This is a genomic window from Leuconostoc sp. UCMA20149 (genome assembly GCF_030400235.1).
GTDB classification, from domain to species: domain Bacteria; phylum Bacillota; class Bacilli; order Lactobacillales; family Lactobacillaceae; genus Leuconostoc; species Leuconostoc pseudomesenteroides.
Map to the genome: position 1 here is coordinate 48,540 of NZ_VJYC01000010.1, position 19,270 is coordinate 67,809.

Consider the following 19,270-nt stretch of genomic DNA (forward strand, 5'->3'; position numbering starts at 1 on the left):
ATTTATGTTAAAGATTGAAAAATTGTCATCAAAGTGACCCAAAACGGTTAGTTGAAAACAACAGTATGTTTCTGTTTAATATTGGCATTAAAGATATCCAAAACGTTGATAATTGTTTTTAATGATACAACTCACAGTTTCTGAAAGAGAGTGGTCAGGATTTTCCGTGATAAGCAATAAAGACTGTAATTTAACCATGAACAACGAAACATTACCATAAGCATCAAATTCATCTGCATTAATATGGTTTAGGTCTGTTAGCCATTCTGTCAACTCTTCATCAGTTATCAATTTGGTATGACTCAAATGCTGAACGGGTATGACCAAACGCCCAGGTTCATCGGCTGTGAGCAAAAATGGACGATGCAATACATTTTTAATTGCAGTCAAGAATGCAATAATATCTTGGTGATTTAATGATTGAAAATTAATGATTTCATCAATCAAATCAGCGCTGTGTGCAATACCATGAGCCCAGCCGTGTAAAGTTAAACCTCTGAAATCATGTTCTAATTGCAAATAAGAAATGGTTTGCTTAATAAGTTCTCGTTCTTGTTGTTGCGACAAAAATGGTGAGTTATTGTGGCGATAAGCTAACGCTGCCAAAAAGAGTGCCGTAAAACTTCTTTTGAAAATGGACTCATTGTCCTGAGAATTATCAATGTTGGTGAGTAAAAATCGATTACGCAACAAACGTTGTGTTACTTCTTGCTGTTGCTTTAATGTTAAGTTGCCAGCTGTCACTGCCTCTGCAAATAGGTTGTAATTTAACGTGTCCCGGAGTTCTGAATCTAGTGAGCCAATATTTGTAATCATCTGATCTAACAAATCGTCTGGAATAGATTGGCCTTCAGATTGACTTAGCCATTGCAATTTTTCTTTTAGCGACATGCCAAATGTTCACTCCTTAATCCAAATATTAAGCCAATGCACCCATTGGGTCCCAAGGGGCGAGCAATTTTGGCGTAGCGTTATCATAAATATCGACTAAGTCAGCGCCGAGGAATTCTTTTTTGACCACAACTTGGTAGGCATATTCACTCATCCATTCGTCAGACATTGTGAAATATCCTTTTTTACCGGCTTTTTCACCCCATGAATTTTCGACTTTCCACTTGGTTGGTTGACCATTTTCGTCAAAATCAACACCGGTCAATACCATAGCATGTGTCATTAAACTTTCGCCATAGTCAAGGCGTTGGGCCTTTGTCATTGTTGAATCAATGTCAAATAGTGAATCAGTTGCAAAGACGCCGTCCGCCATCAGACCATTGTCGCGATCTACTTGAGGTCCCATATCAACACCAAACCAGACGCTTTGACCTGCTTTCAATTGTGCAATAGCAAGTGATTTCATTTTATCAATAGTCACGTTGAGGTGCTTAACTTCTCGTCCACCGACAACGTTGCCAAGCATATCAACATTATAAGTGGCATTAAATGGCTTGTCATCAGTAGGCGCATTAATAATTGAAACGTAATTGCCCAAATCCCAACCAACAAATTTGTCGAAATAGGTTTGAGGTGTCAAATCACGCTCAATGTGGAAGTTCTGTGATTCATCACGATACTCAAAGTCAAATTTAACTGGTGGTTCACCAAATGTAATTGACAAGACGCGGTAGACATTAGCCAACATTTTCTGACGTGTATTTGCAATTTCTTGCTCACCGGCGTGATTAGCTACTAGTTCCCGCAAAATAACAGCATCGTGGCGCAAAAGTGTGTTGAATGTCGTGTTAAACTCTTTTGACGCAGAAGAGGCTTGGGACTCTGGATAAGCTGATTGTGGTACAACACCATACTTGTCGATGATGGCAACAATCATATCCCATTGACCGCCATCTTGTTGTGGCGTTGCTAATAAGAAAGCGACGCGACGTGAATCCAGTGGTTCATTGGCAGTGTTTAAAATATTTTCATAAAAGTAATTAGCTTTTTCAAATTTATCCCAGAAAAAAGTGTAACTTTGAGACAATTGGAACTCGTCGCTGAGATGAAACATATCTTTCATGTCATGACGCATGGTATTCAAAGCAGCAAACATCCAGCAACGACCAGATTGTTTTTGATTAGCGACTTTGCCTGTATCAAGGTCAATGGCGAAAGTTGGCACGTTGGCATTAACAACCTCTTGATTGTAACTTGCATTGTTAATACCATTTTTGGTGACGGCACGGCGAACAACTGCATTTTGTGACGTTGCTGTTGCTTCACGGAATTGTGCAATTGATTGTGTTGTAATTTCTGAAGACATAATGAACTCCTTTTTAATAATAAGTCCAATATAGCGCTTTTTAAGATGTGCTTCAAGGGACGGTGTCAGCAATTTGTTGTGTGGTATGATAATTACCGAGGTAATATACGATGACTTTTTATTCTGCCAAGTATTTGGTACAACAAACTAACATTAATGATACAATCGGCATTTATTTGATGGTGATTGCTTTTGTGTTCATGGCTGTTGGTGCAGTGGCGTTTTTGCGGAATCGTATGCAAACACGTTATCGTGACTTAAGTATTATTGCGTTGCTATTATTTCTTTTTTTGGCGGGTGCTCGATATACGGACTATCAGCAAGCCAAATCACGTGATGATCAACAAACCCAAATGGCTTCATTTGTCAGTGAATTTGCGACGACACAGGGTGTTGCGAAAGATAAGATATTTTTTAACACGCAAGCTGTCAGTGATGGCATGATTGTTAAAATGTCTAAAAAATATTATCGTGTCACTATTAGTGCAGATCAGCAATCCTATAGTTTAACGCGTGCTTATCTAGTTAATCCGGAAGTGAAGGTTGTCAAATGAGTATTTATTTACCAATTTTAACGAAGCTTGCCATTGGTCTATTTGCCTTAATCGTGCAAATCAATATTATGGGCAAAGGCAATTTGGCACCAACTAATGCACTGGATCAAGTGCAAAACTACGTTTTAGGTGGCATTATTGGTGCCGTCATTTACTCTGACACTATCACTGTGTTTCAATTCACCATTGTGCTGATCATTTGGACAATGTTGGTGATGACGGTCAAATTCATGAAAGAACATAATCACTTCGTCAAGCTCCTTATTGACGGACAGCCAAAAGTAGTGGTTGAGCGTGGTGAAGTAGCTATTAAAAATGTGTTGCGTGCCGGTCTATCTGCGAATGACTTGATGTTTAAATTACGTGCGCAAAGTGTTTACGATCTTTCCAAAGTTAAGCGTGCCGTTCTAGAGCAGAATGGTCAACTAACCGTGATTCTTGAAGGTGAAGAAAATATGAAGTATCCCATCATTTTTGATGGCCAAATTAACGCTGATTTACTTGATTTAATTGGTCGTGATTCAGAATGGTTGGCAGACGAGGTCAAGCGACAAGGATATGAGCAAGTCAGTGATATTTTTGTTGGCGAGTATCTTGACGGACAGGTGCGTTTAACACCATACGAACGTCATTAAAGTGTAAACGCTTGCATTTTAGGCTAAAAAGTATCATGATTAGCTTAGAAGAAGGTGCAACAAATGACAAAACAAGTAGGATTAACGGATAAGCAACAACTGGCGGCACTGACGCATGCTGCGGAAAGAGCCCAATTACCTTTTCTAGCTGAAAGCCAAGATGAGCTAAGAGTTTGGATTGACCATGACGAGAATATTTTTGTCGCTATCAAAGGCGGACCAACAGGTTTTCAGGCAGATCTTTTATTTGGTGATGTTGGTATTATGATTCTAAAGAAGAATCTAGAATTACCCACGGAAGCTGACTTGTTAGCCTTTATGTCACTGATTACTAATGACGATGTACAAGATTTTCTCTTAGGGTATGTTTTGGAAGCACCTAAAAAAGGACGAGACGCTTATTTTCAAGCTTTAGATCAGCAATTTGATGATTTTGTTGCGGCACTTTAATTGTGTCGCGTTTTTATTTTCTGATACAATGAATATCAGAGGATTTTTGAAATGATGACACCAAAACAATTTTTAGATTTAGTTGAAATTCGCGTGGTGATTCCTAGTGTTGCGCCTCTTTTGGTCGGATTGGTGTACAGTCAATGGCAGTATAGCAGATTAAATTGGTTAAACGCTGCATTATTGATTATTGCGACTGTCAGTGTGCATCTTGCGGTGAATACGTTCAATCGCTATGAAGATAATAAGCGACAAAAAGCAAACGATTTTTTGAGGGAACAAGCTGCTGGTGAGGTGATTACTGATAAACAAGTTTTACATGTTGCCATGTGGTTGGCGTTAATTGCTGTTTTAGCGGGCATTACAGTGGCGTTGTTGACTGACTATGTGACATGGATTATTGGTATTTTGAGTTTTGTGATTGGTTATTTGTACTCTGCCGGTCCAAAGCCAATTACCAATACGCCGTTTGGTGAAATTGTCTCAGGTATTACAATGGGATACTTTATATTTGTGGCACAAGTGTACGTCAACACGAGAATGACACCAACGGTGAGTGTCTTGTTTCAATGGTTTATTGTCAGTTTCCCGTTGGTGATATTTATTGCAGAAATTATGTTTGCGAATAATATTGCCGATCATGATGAGGATGAAAGCAATAATCGACATACATTGGTCCATTATATGGGGATTGCGTTGGCTAAGCGCATGTATGTTTTTTTTGCCATTTTGGCGTTTGTTGAATTGCTGATTGCTACAAGTGTGGGCTGGTTACCAATTACGACATACGCTATGATTGCACTGTTACCAATTGTCTTAAAAAATGCCAAGGGCTTTGTAGACCGCCCAATCAAAAGAGAGACATTTGTTTTGGCCATTAAAAATTTGGTTGTTGTGATGTTGGGGATGACCGTTGTGATTATGGCTGGTATATGGTTATAAAAAAATCTGTGATGTTTAACGTGGATTTAAAAAGTTAGCGTAACTTTTTAAATCCGCATTGTATGTCACAGATTTTTTATTTGAAGCGATTTAAATTTTCGACACTATCAACAGTGTATTGTTTTTTTTCTAAATGTTTGATAAGCTTGTCTAACTGTTCACTTTCTGCCTGTAGGGGTAATGTGAAAAGAACGGTCAACGGTTTACCTTCAGAGCGAATCGTTAATAAAGATTCGACGTTTGAGTAACGAGTGATAATCTTCGATATTTTACTTAGATCACCCTGCTTATTATGTGTTGCCACAGCGATAGCAACACCGCCAGAGCGAACAGACCAACTTTGAGATAATAAATCCATTAAAGCATCGTGTGTGAAAATGCCATAAAATTGATGATTTTCATCTAAAACAGCTATAAAAGGTAAATCGCGAATGGCAAAGAAAACCTCGTAGAATTTACTTGTGGTATAAATAAATTTAGTTGAGTTGCGCATAATAGCCGTTGCTGGCAAACTCATATCACCGCCTTTGGCAATGTGTTCAAAGACGTGTTGTTTATAAATGTTCCCACGAAAAAGGCGTCCAGACTCATCTAATATAGGCATGGTGCGAGTGTGAGCGTTGTCTGGATTATCGAAAATATCATAAACTTCTTGAATTGTCGTATTTTCGGTCACAGTGGTCAATTGTGATTTTGGGATAACTAAAGATTTTTGAAACATATTCGTGTCCTAATCTAATTTTTTTATCATGAAACCGCCATACAATATGATAACACAAAATCACGCTGCGCGCGTGGTATACTGGAAGAAGTGAAATTATAGAAAGAAATAGTCATTATGAAATTTATTTTTGGGTTAGGAAACATTGGTGAAAAGTACGATCAGACGCGTCATAACATTGGATTCATGGCAATTGATGCTTTTGCGGCTGCTCACAATGCAACTTTTTCACCAACAAAGCAGTTTGCATTAACCGCTAAAATTCAAGTTGATGGCGTACCAGTTATGCTGGTCAAGCCGACCACTTATATGAATGATTCAGGTAAAGCGGTTCGGGCAATTTTAGATTACTATGATGGTGATGTGACTGATATCATGGTGTTAGCTGATGACATGGATATGCCCTTTGGCAAATTACGTTTTCGTGCGAAAGGATCAGCCGGTGGACACAATGGACTCAAAAGTATTATGGCGCACACAGATTCACAAACATTTTTGCGCTTGAAGTTTGGACTGGGACACCCAGAGCATGAAAAACAAGTGGTGATTAACTATGTTTTGGGTCATTTTTCAAAAGCAGAGTCAGAAATCGTCGAGACAATGCTTGCACGCAGCACGCAGGCCATTTCTGATTGGATCAACGGGGCAACAATCGCCGAGTTAAGCAATCAATATAACGGGTAAATGAGTTTAGTTAAATATTTAAGTCAAACAGATACAATTCAAACAATTGTCAAACAAGCAACTGGTGCCGCAACACAGTTGCTTTTAGGCGTGAATGGCACAGTAAAGGCAGCAAGCATTGCCGCTATTTTTAATGCTAATCCCCGTCAAATTCTGGTCATTGCTGACACACAAACACACGCGGAACAACTTTATTTTGACGTTGCTGCATTAGTTGATGATGTATACCAATTTCCAGCAGAAGAATCAGTGGCAACGGAGATGGCGATTAGTTCATCAGAATTACGCTTGCAGCGTTTACAAACACTGATGGCACTCGTGACTGGTCAACCTATGATAGTTGTGACTAATTTAGCGGGTGCAGAACGTCTACTGCCTGATATGGCAACCGTGACGGCTGCTCGCTTGACGATTCACGTTGGTGAGACCTATGAATTTTCAGAGATCAAGAACACGTTGATGATGATGGGGTACTCACCAGTAAAGCTCGTACAAACACCCGGTGAGTTCGCGCAACGTGGTTCAATCATTGACATTTATCCGCTAACAGCCAACGATCCGATTCGTTTGGATTTTTTTGACGATGAATTAGATCAATTAAAACAATTTGATGTTACAAGCCAAAAAAGCATCGCTAGTTTAGAAGCAGTAACAATTGATCCAGCAACTGACTTTGTTGTGTCAGAGTCACAATACGATCAGGCTAAATTAGCCATTGAAACCGCGTTTAGTGATAATCGTACCCGCCTAAATGGGGCTGCAAAAAAACATGCTACTGACGGTTTTGCTTTAACACAACATGTTCTAAATGCCCATGAACGTGGACCGGAATTGTTGCCTTATATGCAATATTTTTTCAATGGACAAACAACCTTACTCGATTATTTTCGTGATGACGCCTTGATAGTGATTGATGAGTACACGCGTCTCACCGAAACAAGATTACAGCAATTAACCCGTGACCAAGAATGGATTGACAAACAAATTGAAAGCTTTCAATTATTGCCACACCAAACGTGGCGTGTTGACATTGCTGATCAAATTGCGCATAATCAACGCACCAGTTTATATTTGGCCAACTTTCAACGTGGTTTGAATCGTATTAAATTTGATGCAATGGTTGAAATAACAACGCGACCAGCGAACCAATATTATGGCCAAATCAATGCCCTCAAGAATGATTTAACATACGCACAAGAAGCTGGGACGACAGTCATTTTGATGATTGATGATGCCAAGCAGCGCCATGATTTTGCGTCGTCACTTGTTGATTTTAAAATACCAATTACTGAAACAACCGAAGTTTTACCTAATCAAGTTCAGATTATGTCTGGCGCGTTGACAACGGGATTTGAGTGGCCACAGTTGCATTTGACAGTATTCACGCAACGAGAATTATTTGCACAAACGCACAAAACAGCACCACGTACGCGAAAGATTGCTAACGCAGAGCGTTTGAAATCGTATAATGAGTTGAACGTTGGTGATTATGTCGTTCACATTAATCATGGTATTGGACGTTACGAAGGCCTTCAAACCATTGAAGCAGATGGTGGCAAGCAAGATTATCTATCAATTGCTTATCAACAAAACGCTAAGATTTTCATTCCAGTGACGCAACTGAATTTAATTCAGAAATATATCGGTGCGTCAGATGCTGCTAAGGCACCAAAGCTGAATAAGTTAGGTGGCAGTGAATGGGCTAAAACCAAGCGACAAGTTGCCGCAAAAATAGAAGATATTGCGGATGATTTGCTTGAATTATATGCCAAGCGTGAAGCACAACAAGGATTTGCATTTCCACCGGACGATACGGCGCAATTGAAGTTTGATACAGCCTTTCGCTATCCTGAAACCCCAGACCAAATTCGCAGTATCGAAGAAATTAAAGTTGATATGCAAAAAATCAGACCAATGGATCGCTTATTGGTCGGGGATGTCGGCTTTGGTAAGACGGAAGTTGCCTTACGTGCAGTGTTTAAAGCGGCTCGTGCTGGGAAACAAGTTGCCTTTTTAGCACCAACAACGATTTTGGTACAACAACATTATGAAACAATGAAAGCGCGGTTTGACGATTTTCCAGAAATCAGAATTGGCGTATTGAGTCGCTTTCAGACGCCATCTCAAAACAAAGCAGTGATTAGCCAGCTCAAGGCACATGAATTAGATGTTGTGGTTGGTACGCATCGTTTGTTGAGTCAAGATGTTAACTTTGCTGACTTAGGGTTGTTGATTATTGATGAAGAACAACGTTTTGGCGTCAAACATAAAGAACGCCTCAAGCAGTTGCGCATTAGCGTTGATGTGTTGACATTGACAGCGACGCCAATTCCTAGAACATTGAATATGGCAATGGTCGGAGCACGTGATTTGTCAGTCATTGAGACACCACCAGCCAACCGTTATCCCATTCAGACTTATGTCATGGAAGCTGATTGGACTGTGGTACGTGATGCCATTGAAAAAGAAATTGCACGTGATGGCCAAGTCTTCTATTTACACAACCGTGTGATGGATTTAGATCGTGTTGTGAGTCAAATCGAAGATCTTGTGCCAAGTGCCAGAGTGGCAGCAATTCATGGCCAAATGTCTGAGACACAGTTAGAAAGTATTTTATATGATTTCTTGAATGGTGAATATGATGTTTTGGTGACAACAACAATTATCGAAACTGGTGTGGATATTCCTAACGCTAATACGTTAATTGTGGAAAATGCTGATCACATGGGATTGTCACAATTGTATCAATTGCGTGGTCGGGTTGGAAGATCAACACGACTAGCTTATGCATATTTCACTTATCCATTTACTAGAACACCTTCTGAAGAAGCTGAAAAACGATTGGAAGCAATTCGCGACTTTACTGAATTGGGCTCTGGTTTTAAAATTGCAATGCGTGATTTGAGTATTCGTGGTGCGGGTGATTTGTTAGGGAAGCAACAACATGGCTTTATTGACTCTGTGGGTTATGATATGTATACACAGATGTTGAAAGACACTGTTGCTCAAAAGCAAGGGCAGGCTGTTACTTCAGATCAACCAGAAACAGATGCTGAGCTGATTTTAGGAGTTCTAGCTTATTTACCAGACGATTATGTCAGTGATAATGCGCAAAAAATTGAACTTTATACACGGGTACGGCAAGCAAAGACAGACGATGTGTTTGAAGATATTGAAGCGGACATGTTGGATCGATTTGGCGAAATGCCGGATGAAGTGGCTCGCTTATTGTTGGTCGGTCGGATTAAACAATTAGCTGATCAAGCGCAAATTGTCAATATACGGCGTCAACGTAAGCAGTTAACCATTACATTTAATGCACAAGCCACGGCAAAGTTATCAGGTGAGACGATTTTTGAAGCGCTCATAGATGTGCCACTGAAAGCAGCAGTACGAACCGAATCAGGTGACTTGCAGGTAATATTGACCGTTAATGATGTTGCTGAAAGCAGTATATGGCTCAATATTTTGAGAGATTTCCTATTAGTCGTGATTGAAAAAGAACAAACTGAACTAGAAAAGGAGTAACTTATGCGTTTAGATAAATACCTTAAAATTTCTCGCTTAATTAAGCGGCGTACCGTTGCAAAGGAAATTGCCGATCAGGGACGTATTTCAATTAATGGTAAGGTGGCAAAGTCTTCAACAGATGTTGCTACAAACGATGAACTTGAAATTCGTTTTGGTAACAAAACGGTGACTGTTAAAGTGGTTAAGATTGTGGAAACGACCAAAAAAGAAGAATCTGCTGACATGTACGAAGTTTTGCGTGAAACGTATGCGCAAGACTTTCGAGAAGTCGGTGACGAAAAGTAAGCACAATTATTAAACAAATCTAAAGATTGTTGAAAAGTGTTAAAGAACGTGCGACACTTGTTATAGGTAAAATTCACATGGCGGTTTATAGACAAAAAAAACAATCAAATATTACGCCACTTAATCCAGCAATTGCACGTGAAATTCAAAATTCTGAATTAGCAAATGCACAGGCAGCGAAGCATTATCGTAGAGCCCATGCGCGTCGCGAGAAAAACATTTTATTGATTGGCGCGCTAGTGGCGACTATTTTTGCCGTGCAATTATTGATTGGTCAGGTAAAACTACATGCGGCTAATCAGCAGCTGACCAAAACTCAGGATCGCTTGGAACACGTTCAAAAAACAAATACGCAGTTAGCGACAAATGTTAAGCGTCTTAAAAATCCTACTTATTTGCAACAATTACTACGCGATAAATATGGTTACTCAAAACCCGGCGAAATCATTTATAACTTACCTGCAGATAATAACTAGGAGAAGCACCCGAAGGGGTGCCTTTTTCATAATAATGGAAAAAATTAAACAAGTAATTAAACAAAAGTCGTGGCCAGCAACGGTTATTGTGGCTGTTTCTGGTGGCGTGGACTCTGTTGTGTTACTCCACGCACTAGCGCAAATGCCAATCCGGATTGTCGTCGCGCACGTCAACTATCATTTACGTCCAGAAAGCGATGCAGATGCGTCTTTTGTGGCCAAACTAGCCCAAAAAATGAATGTCATTTTTGAACAGCGTGACTGGCAAAACAGACCTAATCATGCCGTTGAAAAAGAAGCTCGAATTTTTCGCTATGATTTTTTTAATGCGTTAGCAAATCGGTATCAAACGGACACCATCGTCGTGGCGCATCATGCTAATGACCAGGCAGAAACAGTTTTATTGAAAATGATTAGAGGTGGTCAATTACGTCAGATGGCGGGCATGATGACTAAAACGAACCGTATTATTCGTCCTTTTTTGACGTTGACTAAACAAGAATTAATTGCCTATGCTCATCGTAATCAGTTGAAATGGCGAGAAGATAGTACTAACTCGGATCCCGATTACACGCCGAGAAACTTATTGCGTAATGATGTGCTGCCAAAACTCACAACCATTAATGCGCAAGCTGTTCGACATATTAATGACATGGCGCAACAAATTCAAAATCAAGAACGTTTAATTGACGAACAAGCTGCCATTTATGCGCAAAATATCGCGTCTTGGCATACGATTCCACAGGCATGGCAGGCACCTACATTAAAATATTGGTTGCAAGCACAACAAATATTTAATATTAAAGAGAGCCAAATTTTGCAAGCGCTTCAACTTCTCAATAATGATTCAAAGCCAAATGGTCGTATTACTTTGAATCAAGGTGTGCAACTAGTCAAAAGCTATAATCAACTTGGACTACAAAAAGAGCAAAATAGGAACCAAGTTTTGTCGCCACTTATGTTAAAATTGAATCAACGGTATTTTTTGGCAAATAAGTCATGGTTATGGACTGATCACGAGCCAATTCTTGACGATTCTGCTGTTGCATTTTCAATCGGTTCCGAAAAGGCAGTGCTTTGCTTGCGTTTGGCTAACGCTAGTGATAAAATTGCTCTCATAAACGGCCATAAAAAGTTGAGACGACTAGCAATTGATGAAAAACTAACGTTACAAGAACGTGAAGCAATGTTAGTGCTTACAACGGCGGATGATCGTATTGTCGCAGTGCAGGTACGCAACGATGAATGGCGTGTCAGTGCAGAATATACTGTTAAACAAAATACGCAGCCAAATTGGCTTGTATGGCGAATTGAGGAAACATAAGTGGATAACGATATAGAAGAAGTCTTGTACGATCAGGCAAGCATTCAGCAAGCTGCCCAGCGTTTAGGTAAGCAAATTACTGAAGATTACGCAGGCGAGCGTCCCTTGTTCTTGTCAGTGTTGAAAGGTGCTTACCTTTGGACGGCTGATTTGATCCGTGAGGTTGATTTATACGCAGAATTAGAATTTATTAAAATTTCTAGTTATCACGGCGGCGTTGCAAGTACTGATGAAATCACATTGGTGACAGACATTCGGTCAGATGTTCAGAATCGTGATGTGATTATTTTAGAAGATATTGTCGATACTGGTCAATCCTTGCTGTTTATGAAAGAATTACTGGCTAAACGGGGTGCGCGATCAATTAAAGTTGCGACTTTATTGGACAAAAAAGAGGGACGTAAGGTTGAAGTAACTGCTGACTATATTGGCTTTGATGTCCGTAATCAATTTGTGGTCGGATATGGTCTAGATTACAAAGACTTTTATCGGAACTTACCGTACGTTGGTATTTTGAAAAAAGAAGTGTACACCAAATAGAAATTGAGGAATTACGATGAAAAATAACAAAGGCGGTTTCTTTCGAAATAGTATTTTCTACGTCTTTATCTTTCTTGTTGTTGTTGGCATGTTTTATGGCTTGTTCGGTAACGATAAGTCAACGACTAAAACCTTAACATCAAGTGAATTTATTAAGGCGCTGAATGACAAAGAAATCAAGTCAATTACAGTGCAACCTGGTAACAGTATTTATAATATTACTGGTACTTATAAAAAAGCACAAACTGCTTCTAAAGATAGCGGTATTAGTTTCTTACAGCCAACTCAAAAGGTGACAAAATTCACGTCAACTTTGCTACCTAACGATGCCTCATTGAAGGAAGTTACGCAAGCTGCAAGCAAGACGAAGACTGAATTAGTTACAAAACAGGCTGAAAATTCTGGTTTTTGGCTAAACTTGTTGGTATCACTCATTCCAGTGTTGCTAATCGTGGCTGTCTTCTATGTCATGATGAATCAAGCTGGTGGTGGTAAAGGCGGTCAAGGCGGTATGATGAGCTTTGGCAAGTCAAAGGCTAAGCCATCAGATCCCAAAGACAATAAAGTTCGGTTCGCCGATGTCGCTGGTGCAGAAGAAGAAAAACAAGAACTGGTTGAAGTTGTTGAATTCTTAAAATCACCAAAGAAATTTGTGAGTTTAGGGGCTCGTATACCAAAGGGGGTTCTTTTGGAAGGACCTCCGGGAACTGGTAAGACATTACTGGCAAAGGCTGTCGCTGGTGAAGCCAGTGTACCATTCTTCTCAATGTCTGGTTCGGACTTCGTGGAAATGTTTGTTGGTGTTGGTGCTTCACGTGTTCGTGACTTGTTTGAAAACGCTAAGAAGTCTGCCCCAGCAATTATTTTCATTGATGAAATTGATGCTGTTGGTCGTCGCCGTGGTACCGGAATGGGTGGCGGTAACGATGAACGTGAACAAACTCTGAACCAAATTTTGATTGAAATGGATGGTTTTGAAGGTTCAGAGGGTGTAATTATTTTGGCTTCTACCAACCGTTCAGATGTATTGGATCCGGCTTTGCTTCGTTCTGGTCGATTTGATCGTAAGATTTTGGTTGGTGCACCAGATGTTAAAGGACGTGAAGCAATTTTGAATGTTCACGCCAAAAATAAGCCATTAGCTGACAACGTTGATTTGAAAGCAATTGCGCAACAGACACCAGGATATGTCGGTGCCGACTTAGAAAACTTGTTGAACGAAGCAGCGTTGTTAGCAGCTCGTCGCAATAAGAAAAAGGTTGATGCTGCTGATATTGATGAAGCGGAAGATCGTATTTTCCAAGGTCCTGCGAAAACAAATCGTGGTATGTCAGAATCAGAACGACGTACAACCGCTTATCACGAAGCGGGGCATGCGTTGGTTGGGTTGGTCCGTTCAGAAGCTTCAGTTGTTCGTAAGGTAACAATCGTCCCACGTGGTCGCATTGGTGGTTATGCCCTAATGACGCCCAAAAACGATCGTTACAACTTGAAGTATTCTGAAGCTAAGGAACAATTAGCTGGTTTGATGGGTGGTCGTGCCGCCGAAATCTTCATGTTTAATGAAGCAAGTTCTGGTGCTTCCAACGATTTCCAGCAAGCAACAGGATTGGCACGTCAAATGGTAACTGCTTTTGGTATGTCAGATAAGTTAGGTATGGTACAACTTGAAGGTAATGCCAGTGTTGGTTATGCTGATCAAGGTGGCAATCGCGCATATTCTGAAGAAACTGCACGTCTGATTGATGAAGAAGTTCGTCGTTTGGCACAAGAGGCTTTCAACGATGCGTTAACGATTTTGCAAGAGCACAAAGATAAGTTGACAGCTATTGCTGAAGCTTTGCTTGAAGTTGAAACGTTGGACGAAAGACAAATTAAAGACATTTATGAAACGGGTGAATTTACACGTAAAGATGTCCAAGATGATGATCAATTGGCAACTGCCAAGTCGTTTGAAGAAGCTAAGGCAGCAGCCGATGCAAAAGATTCTCAAGCTGAAGAAAAATATGAACATCCAGATAGTGAGTCAAAAGATGATGATACAACTTCCGATTCAGAAGTTGTTGAAGCACCTGATGATGCACCAACTGATGACAATCATGATAAAAATTAGTAAAATAGAAGTTGACCGTCAGGTCGACTTTTTTATTTGAAGTTAAGGAAAATAATTAAATGGCTGATCAGTTTATTAAGGCAATTACAAAAAATAATGACTTTCGTGCATTTGCTGTGAATGGGACAAATTTAGTTCGAGAAGCAGCACAAACTCATGATACATCGCGTATCGCTTCGGTTGTTTTGGGTCGTGGTTTATTAGCATCAACGTTAATGGCACAGGCTGTTTTAAAAGGGGAAGAACGTCTCTCAATTCAGCTCAATGGCCGTGGACCAATTGGCAACGTTGTGGTAGAAGCAGACGCTAAAGGCAGTGTACGCGGGTATGTGACCAATCCGCAACTAGATGTGATATTGAATGATGCCGGACAATTGGATGTTGCGCAAGCAGTCGGGCACAATGGGGTTTTGCAAGTAACCAAATTTGCACCATACGCCAATCCCTATATTGGACAAAGTCAATTGGTGAGCGGTGAAATTGGTGATGATTTTACTTACTATTTGGCACAGTCTGAACAAATTCCATCGGCAATTGGTGTTTCGGTTTATATGAACGAAGATGATACAGTTGGTGTGGCAGGTGGATTCTTAGTACAAGCATTACCAGGCGCCAGCGATGCATCAATTGATCAACTTGAGAAAGCACTGGCTAACATGCGACCGCTATCTGATATGCTGTCAGATGGGTACACACCGCTAGACATCTTAGAAGAAATATTTGGAAAAGGTGAAGTTAATATTTTGCAAACAGCCGGTGTCGGTTTAGCAGCCGAACCACCAAAATCTGCTTATGCTAAGATGTTAGCGACGTTACCGGCAGAAGAAATAAAAGCCATGATTGATGAAGATGATGGTGCAGAAGTTGTGGGTAAGTTTTCAGGCAAACGTTACTTTTTCACAGCAACAGAATTGCGAGAAATTTTGAAACAAATTGAAGAAAACAACGCATAATTTTGAGATTATGCTGTTTTTTTGGTATGATATTTAATTAGTGGGAGTGCGTTCAAAAAGCGCTCATCAGGGAAGGATTTTATACGAATGGCTGAAGAAAAAGCCCTTAATGATCAAATGTTAGCCCGTCGTCAGAAGTTAGCGACTCTTGTTGATGATTTACATTTAGATCCATTTGGCAAACGATTCGAACGCTCAGCTAAAGCGCAAGAATTACATGATTTGTACGATAATAGTACTTTAGAAGAACTTGAAGCAGGACAACATGAGGTGACGATTGCTGGCCGTATGGTGGCTAAGCGTGGTGCCGGTAAAGTTATTTTTGCGGACTTTCGCGACGTGTCAGGCAAAATCCAAGTTTATGCTAAGCGTGATGACTTAGGCGAAAATTACCCAATTATTAAGCGCGCTGACTTGGGTGATTTTCTTGGTATTAAGGGTATCATGATGAAGACGGAAGCCGGCGAATTAACAGTTTTGGCAACGCATTTGACACACTTGTCAAAAGCACTTCGTCCAATGCCTGATAAGTTCCATGGTATTTCAGATGTCGAAACACGCTACCGTAAGCGTTATTTGGATTTGATTGCTAATGAGGAATCATTCAAAAAGTTCCAACAACGGTCACACATTATATCAGCCATTCGCGCTTACATGGACAAAAATGAGTTCTTAGAAGTGGAGACACCCATTCTACAAACAGAAGCTGGTGGCGCTGCCGCTCGTCCATTCATCACACATCACAATGCTTTGAACATTGATATGTATATGCGTATTGCCACAGAACTTTATTTGAAGCGCTTGGTTGTTGGTGGCATGGAACGTGTTTATGAAATCGGACGTATTTTCCGAAATGAAGGGATGGATCCCAAGCATAATCCTGAATTTACGACGATGGAATCGTATGCGTCTTATTGGGACTTCACTGATGTCATGAACGAAACCGAAGGTATTTTTAAGGCAGCGGCAGGCGTTGTTTCTGATGACCTAAAAATTACTTATCAAGGCACTGAAATTGATCTATCAAAGAATTTTGCACGTGCACACATGATTGACTTGATTAAGGATCGCACTGGTGTTGATTTTTGGCAAGATATGTCAGTTGAAGCGGCTCAAAAGTTAGCAGATGAGCATCATGTCAAATACGAAAAGTATTGGGCAGTTGGTCACATCATCAATGCATTCTTTGAGGAATTTGTTGAAGATACTTTGGTTCAACCTACATTTGTCTATGGTCATCCTGTTGAAGTCTCACCTTTAGCAAAACGTAACGCTGACGATTCACGTTTCACGGATCGTTTTGAGTTGTTTATCATGGGTGGTGAATATGCCAATGCCTTCACTGAATTAAATGATCCTATCGACCAGCGGGCACGCTTTGAAGCACAGGCTGCCGAACGTGAAAATGGTAATGATGAGGCTGAGGGTATTGATGAAGACTTTATTGAGGCTTTGGAATACGGTATGCCACCAACGGGTGGATTAGGTGTTGGTATTGACCGTTTGATTATGTTACTGACTGATTCTGACACAATTCGTGATGTGGTTTTGTTCCCAACGATGCGTCCAGAATAAATGAATCATTCGATTTATTAGAAAACTATTGACAAATTGCTGCACAATTAGTTATAATTATTAAGTTGTGTCAGCAATGTTATTCCGACTTAGCTCAGTTGGTAGAGCACCTGACTGTTAATCAGGTTGTCGCCGGTTCGAGCCCGGCAGTCGGAGTTTTATGAGAAGCAAACCAGTTGGTTTGCTTCTTTTTTCAACTAATAAATGGTTGACATGATTCAACTAATAAATGGTTGACATGACGGGTTGTTCATGGCATAATAAAATAGTTGTGTTAAGCAACAAATGTCATTCCGACTTAGCTCAGTTGGTAGAGCACCTGACTGTTAATCAGGTTGTCGCCGGTTCGAGCCCGGCAGTCGGAGTCATGCCGACGTAGCTCAGTTGGTAGAGCACGGGTATCGTAAACCTGGGGTCGGAGGTTCGAATCCTCTCGTCGGCATATCTACTTATCAATTTATAATCATATAAATGCTTAACTTCTTCCAAACAGAGAAGTTGAGCATTTTTTATATTTATCTAAATCAACAACGAAAACACCGTTAAGAAATGTTGGTATGTGATTGTTCATGACATTGCTTTTTTCTGAATATTAACTGCAAAATTGATCTACCATTTTTTACTACGATATTTATTTGTAATGAAAAACAGTGGTCATTTAAGTTGTTGGTTGACATTAGTTTGAATGGGATGTAATATTATCTATAACGATTTTTAGAATGAAACGAATTGAACAGGAAAGTAACAGTTTATCAAAGCCAAGAAAGCTAACGGGTGATGTAAGTTAGCGTGCGTGCGATTGTGAAAATGACCTGTGATTGGTGCAGACGAATCGGTTTACCGTTTAGTTTGCAACGATTTGGCCCCCGTTAACGGGCACACCATTCGGCTAGGATCATTTCCCGATGCCCGATGGTTAGTGAGCAACTATTTGGTAATAAATAGTCCAAACTCAGAATGGTATCGCGCTTATGATAAGCCGCTTCTGTATTTTAAAGTACAGAAGCGGCTTTTTTGATTGAAAAAAACTTGCCTATTCATCGCCATTCTAAAAATCAAGTATTATCATTTAGAGAAAACAGGGAGAAATACGTATCATGAGTAAAACAACTAAATGGCTTGTTGGTGGTGTGGCTGTCGTCGCTATCGCTGGTATTGCCTACGCTAGCTTTGGCCCACAGACCCAAAGTAAAGATAAAGAGACACTGACAGTTGGCATCATGGCAGGTGATAAACGCACAGACAAGCAATGGAAAATTATAAAAAATAATGCCAAAAAAGAAGGACTGACCTTAAAAATAAAAACGTTCACGGATTATACACAACCTAACGCTGCATTATCATCAGGCGATATTGATGCAAATGCGTTTCAGCATTACATCTTTTTGAATGATTGGAATAAGAGCCATAAGTCTAATATTGTGCCTGTCGGGGAAACAATTTTAGTGGCTGGTCGCCTATATTCCGACAAGCACAAATCAATTAAAGATATTCCAGAAAATGGAACGGTTGGCATTTCAAATAGTAAGGTTACCCAAGGTAGATCTTTATTGGTATTACAATCTGCGGGATTGATTAAAATAGCCAGTAATGTAAAAGATCCAACGGTAAAAGATATCGTTGAGAATAAAAAGAATTTGAAATTTAAAGAATTAGCAACTGACCAATTGGTTAGAACTTTACCAGAGGTAGATGTCGCCGCCATTGATCCTAGCTTTATCGTCGGATCTGGTCGATCGATCAAGTCAGCCATATATGTGCAGCCAGTAGATAAAAATACCCACGGGGGAATTAATATTATTGCAACAACAAAAAATAAGAAAAATAGCGTTGCGATTAAAAAATTTGTCAAAGCTTACCAATCTGATAATGTGGCCGATTATATTGATAACAAAAGTGGCACCGGAGAAATTGCGGTTTGGAAGGGCGCACCAAAGGTACAGTGATTGATTTTTTATTGCTATGCTTATGCGAATGATTTATCAAAAAAATGACTTGATAAGTGGTTAGAAATTTCCCACTTACACATCGCTAGAGTACACGTTGAATAAAAAATAGCCATAACACTTGAAGTGGACCCCAATAGTTGGACAAAATAGAATTAATTAACTAGCGGACTCAGTGGTGAGTTGTCGATATTGAACCGGCGACAGACCATTGAGTTTTTGTTTGATACGGTGATTGTTGTAATAATTGATAAAGTCATCAACGACCACTTTGAAATCATGAA

General features: G+C 40.0%; 18 protein-coding genes and 3 tRNA genes. 17 read left to right on the forward strand and 4 right to left on the reverse strand.

The features are described 5' to 3' along the window. Positions 1 to 87: 87 nt before the first annotated feature. Both FF105_RS08285 and FF105_RS08290 read right to left on the reverse strand, forming a co-directional pair. Positions 88 to 891, reverse strand: coding sequence for a DUF2785 domain-containing protein (locus FF105_RS08285; protein ID WP_010291297.1), 804 nt, complete (start codon positions 889 to 891; stop codon positions 88 to 90). Positions 892 to 919: 28 nt separating this feature from the next. Beyond that, positions 920 to 2,257 (reverse strand): C1 family peptidase, encoded by a 1,338-nt coding sequence (locus FF105_RS08290; RefSeq protein WP_010291300.1) that lies wholly within the window; start codon positions 2,255 to 2,257, stop codon positions 920 to 922. 110 nt (positions 2,258 to 2,367) lie between these two features. On the opposite strand from FF105_RS08290, the gene FF105_RS08295 reads away from it, so the two are divergent. The 4 genes from FF105_RS08295 (at position 2,368) to FF105_RS08310 (ending at position 4,838) form a co-directional block, all read left to right on the forward strand. Further along, positions 2,368 to 2,811, forward strand: coding sequence for a DUF3290 domain-containing protein (locus FF105_RS08295; RefSeq protein ID WP_010291302.1), 444 nt, complete (start codon positions 2,368 to 2,370; stop codon positions 2,809 to 2,811). Then, positions 2,808 to 3,446, forward strand: a complete 639-nt coding sequence (locus FF105_RS08300) for a DUF421 domain-containing protein (protein WP_010291304.1) — start codon at positions 2,808 to 2,810, stop codon at positions 3,444 to 3,446. Before FF105_RS08295 ends, FF105_RS08300 begins: the two co-directional genes overlap by 4 nt. Positions 3,447 to 3,509: 63 nt before the next feature. Next, positions 3,510 to 3,896 (forward strand): hypothetical protein, encoded by a 387-nt coding sequence (locus tag FF105_RS08305; RefSeq protein ID WP_010291306.1) that lies wholly within the window; start codon positions 3,510 to 3,512, stop codon positions 3,894 to 3,896. Positions 3,897 to 3,950: 54 nt separating this feature from the next. Then, on the forward strand, positions 3,951 to 4,838 hold the full coding sequence (locus tag FF105_RS08310) for a prenyltransferase (protein ID WP_147652026.1): 888 nt from the start codon (positions 3,951 to 3,953) through the stop codon (positions 4,836 to 4,838). A gap of 76 nt (positions 4,839 to 4,914) precedes the next feature. On the opposite strand, the gene cbpA is transcribed toward FF105_RS08310, so the two are convergent. Continuing rightward, the gene (cbpA, locus tag FF105_RS08315; RefSeq protein WP_010291311.1) at positions 4,915 to 5,559 is read right to left on the reverse strand and encodes a cyclic di-AMP binding protein CbpA; all 645 of its coding nucleotides are present in this window, start codon (positions 5,557 to 5,559) and stop codon (positions 4,915 to 4,917) included. Positions 5,560 to 5,676: 117 nt separating this feature from the next. On the opposite strand from cbpA, the gene pth reads away from it, so the two are divergent. The 13 genes from pth to FF105_RS08380 all read left to right on the forward strand — a co-directional run bounded on the left by pth (position 5,677) and on the right by FF105_RS08380 (position 18,986). After that, positions 5,677 to 6,243, forward strand: coding sequence for an aminoacyl-tRNA hydrolase (gene pth / locus FF105_RS08320; protein WP_004915057.1), 567 nt, complete (start codon positions 5,677 to 5,679; stop codon positions 6,241 to 6,243). After that, positions 6,244 to 9,771 carry a transcription-repair coupling factor gene (gene mfd, locus FF105_RS08325; RefSeq protein WP_290046629.1) on the forward strand — a complete coding sequence of 1,176 codons (3,528 nt, stop codon included), beginning with the start codon at positions 6,244 to 6,246 and terminating at the stop codon, positions 9,769 to 9,771. Between the two features lie 3 nt (positions 9,772 to 9,774). Then, positions 9,775 to 10,059 (forward strand): RNA-binding S4 domain-containing protein, encoded by a 285-nt coding sequence (locus tag FF105_RS08330; protein ID WP_139968345.1) that lies wholly within the window; start codon positions 9,775 to 9,777, stop codon positions 10,057 to 10,059. A 77-nt stretch (positions 10,060 to 10,136) separates the two neighbouring features. Next, the gene (locus FF105_RS08335) at positions 10,137 to 10,535 is read left to right on the forward strand and encodes an FtsB family cell division protein (RefSeq protein WP_031941245.1); all 399 of its coding nucleotides are present in this window, start codon (positions 10,137 to 10,139) and stop codon (positions 10,533 to 10,535) included. Between the two features lie 34 nt (positions 10,536 to 10,569). Next, the gene (gene tilS / locus FF105_RS08340) at positions 10,570 to 11,859 is read left to right on the forward strand and encodes a tRNA lysidine(34) synthetase TilS (RefSeq protein WP_290046630.1); all 1,290 of its coding nucleotides are present in this window, start codon (positions 10,570 to 10,572) and stop codon (positions 11,857 to 11,859) included. Next, positions 11,860 to 12,399 carry a hypoxanthine phosphoribosyltransferase gene (gene hpt / locus FF105_RS08345; RefSeq protein ID WP_010291323.1) on the forward strand — a complete coding sequence of 180 codons (540 nt, stop codon included), beginning with the start codon at positions 11,860 to 11,862 and terminating at the stop codon, positions 12,397 to 12,399. Positions 12,400 to 12,415: 16 nt separating this feature from the next. Further along, positions 12,416 to 14,512, forward strand: coding sequence for an ATP-dependent zinc metalloprotease FtsH (gene ftsH, locus FF105_RS08350; protein ID WP_010291325.1), 2,097 nt, complete (start codon positions 12,416 to 12,418; stop codon positions 14,510 to 14,512). 59 nt (positions 14,513 to 14,571) lie between these two features. Next, positions 14,572 to 15,465, forward strand: coding sequence for an Hsp33 family molecular chaperone HslO (gene hslO / locus FF105_RS08355; RefSeq protein WP_010291327.1), 894 nt, complete (start codon positions 14,572 to 14,574; stop codon positions 15,463 to 15,465). A gap of 87 nt (positions 15,466 to 15,552) precedes the next feature. Continuing rightward, positions 15,553 to 17,040, forward strand: a complete 1,488-nt coding sequence (gene lysS, locus FF105_RS08360; RefSeq protein WP_010291328.1) for a lysine--tRNA ligase — start codon at positions 15,553 to 15,555, stop codon at positions 17,038 to 17,040. 83 nt (positions 17,041 to 17,123) lie between these two features. After that, a tRNA-Asn gene (locus FF105_RS08365) sits at positions 17,124 to 17,196 on the forward strand. 136 nt (positions 17,197 to 17,332) lie between these two features. Further along, positions 17,333 to 17,405, forward strand: a tRNA-Asn gene (locus FF105_RS08370). 4 nt (positions 17,406 to 17,409) lie between these two features. Then, a tRNA-Thr gene (locus FF105_RS08375) sits at positions 17,410 to 17,482 on the forward strand. Between the two features lie 655 nt (positions 17,483 to 18,137). Continuing rightward, positions 18,138 to 18,986, forward strand: coding sequence for a MetQ/NlpA family ABC transporter substrate-binding protein (locus FF105_RS08380; RefSeq protein ID WP_147651253.1), 849 nt, complete (start codon positions 18,138 to 18,140; stop codon positions 18,984 to 18,986). A 159-nt stretch (positions 18,987 to 19,145) separates the two neighbouring features. Here FF105_RS08380 and FF105_RS08385 read toward each other — a convergent pair. Then, positions 19,146 to 19,270: IS3 family transposase (locus FF105_RS08385; protein ID WP_290046486.1), on the reverse strand; the 125-nt coding region annotated here is incomplete at its 5' end.

Coding starts and splice junctions, on each gene's coding strand:
- FF105_RS08285 (WP_010291297.1), bottom strand. CDS start 891: ATGTCGCTAAAAGAAAAATTGCAATGGCTAAGTCAATCTGAAGGCCAA.
- FF105_RS08290 (WP_010291300.1), bottom strand. CDS start 2,257: ATGTCTTCAGAAATTACAACACAATCAATTGCACAATTCCGTGAAGCA.
- FF105_RS08295 (WP_010291302.1), top strand. CDS start 2,368: ATGACTTTTTATTCTGCCAAGTATTTGGTACAACAAACTAACATTAAT.
- FF105_RS08300 (WP_010291304.1), top strand. CDS start 2,808: ATGAGTATTTATTTACCAATTTTAACGAAGCTTGCCATTGGTCTATTT.
- FF105_RS08305 (WP_010291306.1), top strand. CDS start 3,510: ATGACAAAACAAGTAGGATTAACGGATAAGCAACAACTGGCGGCACTG.
- FF105_RS08310 (WP_147652026.1), top strand. CDS start 3,951: ATGACACCAAAACAATTTTTAGATTTAGTTGAAATTCGCGTGGTGATT.
- cbpA (WP_010291311.1), bottom strand. CDS start 5,559: ATGTTTCAAAAATCTTTAGTTATCCCAAAATCACAATTGACCACTGTG.
- pth (WP_004915057.1), top strand. CDS start 5,677: ATGAAATTTATTTTTGGGTTAGGAAACATTGGTGAAAAGTACGATCAG.
- mfd (WP_290046629.1), top strand. CDS start 6,244: ATGAGTTTAGTTAAATATTTAAGTCAAACAGATACAATTCAAACAATT.
- FF105_RS08330 (WP_139968345.1), top strand. CDS start 9,775: ATGCGTTTAGATAAATACCTTAAAATTTCTCGCTTAATTAAGCGGCGT.
- FF105_RS08335 (WP_031941245.1), top strand. CDS start 10,137: ATGGCGGTTTATAGACAAAAAAAACAATCAAATATTACGCCACTTAAT.
- tilS (WP_290046630.1), top strand. CDS start 10,570: ATGGAAAAAATTAAACAAGTAATTAAACAAAAGTCGTGGCCAGCAACG.
- ftsH (WP_010291325.1), top strand. CDS start 12,416: ATGAAAAATAACAAAGGCGGTTTCTTTCGAAATAGTATTTTCTACGTC.
- hslO (WP_010291327.1), top strand. CDS start 14,572: ATGGCTGATCAGTTTATTAAGGCAATTACAAAAAATAATGACTTTCGT.
- lysS (WP_010291328.1), top strand. CDS start 15,553: ATGGCTGAAGAAAAAGCCCTTAATGATCAAATGTTAGCCCGTCGTCAG.
- FF105_RS08380 (WP_147651253.1), top strand. CDS start 18,138: ATGAGTAAAACAACTAAATGGCTTGTTGGTGGTGTGGCTGTCGTCGCT.